At 70.9% G+C, this 2,070-nt stretch carries 2 protein-coding genes; both read left to right on the plus strand.

The window, feature by feature from the left end; genetic code table 11:
* On the plus strand, positions 1-731 hold a 731-nt coding region (locus AC1D15_RS28890; protein WP_477828725.1), incomplete at its 5' end, for a hypothetical protein.
* A 46-nt stretch (positions 732-777) separates the two neighbouring features.
* The coding region (locus tag AC1D15_RS28895; protein WP_477828726.1) for a lipase family protein at positions 778-2,070 on the plus strand (1,293 nt) is incomplete at its 3' end.

Genomic DNA, 2,070 nt, shown 5'->3' on the forward strand with positions numbered 1-2,070 from the left:
AATCAGCCTGGCCCGCCTCGCTGCCGGCGGCCCCGGCGGCGGCGTACCCGCAGGTGCGCAACGTCAGCATCGACGGCGGACTGCCGCCGGCCGGCACGCTCGCGGCCGCGCGCGCGGAGCACCCGGCGGCCGAGGCCTTCGTGATCGACGGCCTGGCCGTCGTCAACACCTACGAGCCCGAGCGCCGCACCCAGCTGTGGCAGCTCGATGCCCGCGATGCGCGCCGCTTCGACAAGCAGCGCGGCGCCGCGTTCGATCCGGCGCAGGCCAAGTGGCTGATGTACAGCGCCGAGACGGTGCTCGCGCTGCCGGGCCGGCAGGTGCTGATCCAGCTGAAGTACCACCGCCCGCAGGCCACCGACGGCCTGTTCATCTACGACGCCGAGGCCGACCGCGTGCGCAGCTTCGGCAACGTCGAGCCCGACTGGTCGCGCGGCCTGCCCTTCCGGTTCATCGACAGCCTGCAACTGCGCCCCGACGCGCTGCTGGTGCGCTACCAGACCGAGAAGGAGCGGCTCGGCCCGCAGCGCTACGTGAACCACTACGAGCACCTGGTGCTGTTCTCGCCGCGCCACCGCGACGGCCTGGAACTCGTGAAGCTCGGCCTCGACGACGGCAGCGTGCGGCGCTGGGGCCTCTCCGGCAGCAAGCTCTGGTTGCAGACCGCCGACGACCGGGCCTCGCCGCCGCGCGAAGCCGTCTGGTCGCTCGACCTCGCCCGCGCGCTCTGACGCACCCTTGACGCACCCCTGACACGCACCACCGCATCGGACCACCATGTCGACACCGATCAATGAATACCTGACGCCGCAAGAGGCTTCGTACATCGCGCACAACGCGTACTTCACGCTGAAGGACTGGATCAGCGGCCAGCCGACCATCGGCATGGAGACGCGCGCCAACGTGCGCAAGATGGTCACCGGCGACGGGCTCGGCGCCGCGGCCCAGGGCGGCGGCGCCAACACCTCGCTGAAGCCCACCGAGCTCGGCGGCGCCCACCTCGACCGGGTGTTCGCCGGCTCCACCGCAGGCGTCACCACCGGCTTCGGCTATGTGCTGAGCTTCAACCGCGCCGGCAGCAAGCAGGTCGTCATCGCGACGCGCGGCACGCGCGCCGAGCACTCCAAGGCCGACCTGCTGACCGACCTGCGCGCGTCGATGACCGGCTTCGGCGACTTCGGCCTGGTGCACCAGGGCTTTCGCAACACCTTCGACAGCGTGAAGATCGGCCTGGCCCGCGACGACCGGCGGATCATGGATGCCGACGTGGTGCACTGCGTGGGGCACAGCCTGGGCGGCGCGGTCGCGACGCTGGTGGCGGCGCATTTCTCGTCGCGCGGCAAGGCGGTGAAGCTCTACACCTTCGGCTGCCCGCGCGTCGGCGCGCTCGGCGCGCAGAGCGCGATGGAGCAATCGCTCGGCAAGCACAACATCTTCCGCGTCTCGCACGACCTCGACCCGGTGACGATGGTCGGCCCGTACCCCTACGGCCACCTGAACGGCCAGCCGGACGACGCGAACAACATGATGCTGGTGTCGCCCACCGGCCAGCTGCTCAGCGTGGCCAACCACGACATGACCGAGTACGTGCGCAGCGTCGGCGGCACCGAGATGAACTGGCAGGCGGTGCGCGGGCTCGGCGGCGCGGTCGAGCGCGACAACGCGGTGCTCGCGCGCTGGCTGCTGCGCAGCTCCGACAACCCCGGCTGGCTCACGCAGCGCGCCGCGCAGGGCCTGAGCTACCTGATGAAGGCCTTCTCGCACCTGCTGAAGCAGCTCGGCTTCGTGACGATCGCCGGGCTGACCGGCATCGACCTGTTCTGCGTGGTGCTGGCCTCCAACATGACGAAGATCGCCGAGATGAATTCGCAGCTGATGGACTGCATCCTGCAGGCCGCCCGCTGGGCGCGGGTGGTGGTCTCGAACGCGGCGCAGCTCACCGCGACCGTGATCCGCGCGATCCTGAACGCGATGTTCAGCGTGCTGCGGCCGATCGCGGTGAACGCGCTGCAGAGCGTCGGCCGCGGCACGCCGCTGCCGCTGCTGATCGGCGGCGCCACCGCGCTGGCC

The organism is Rhizobacter sp. P2_H2, from assembly GCF_056403375.1.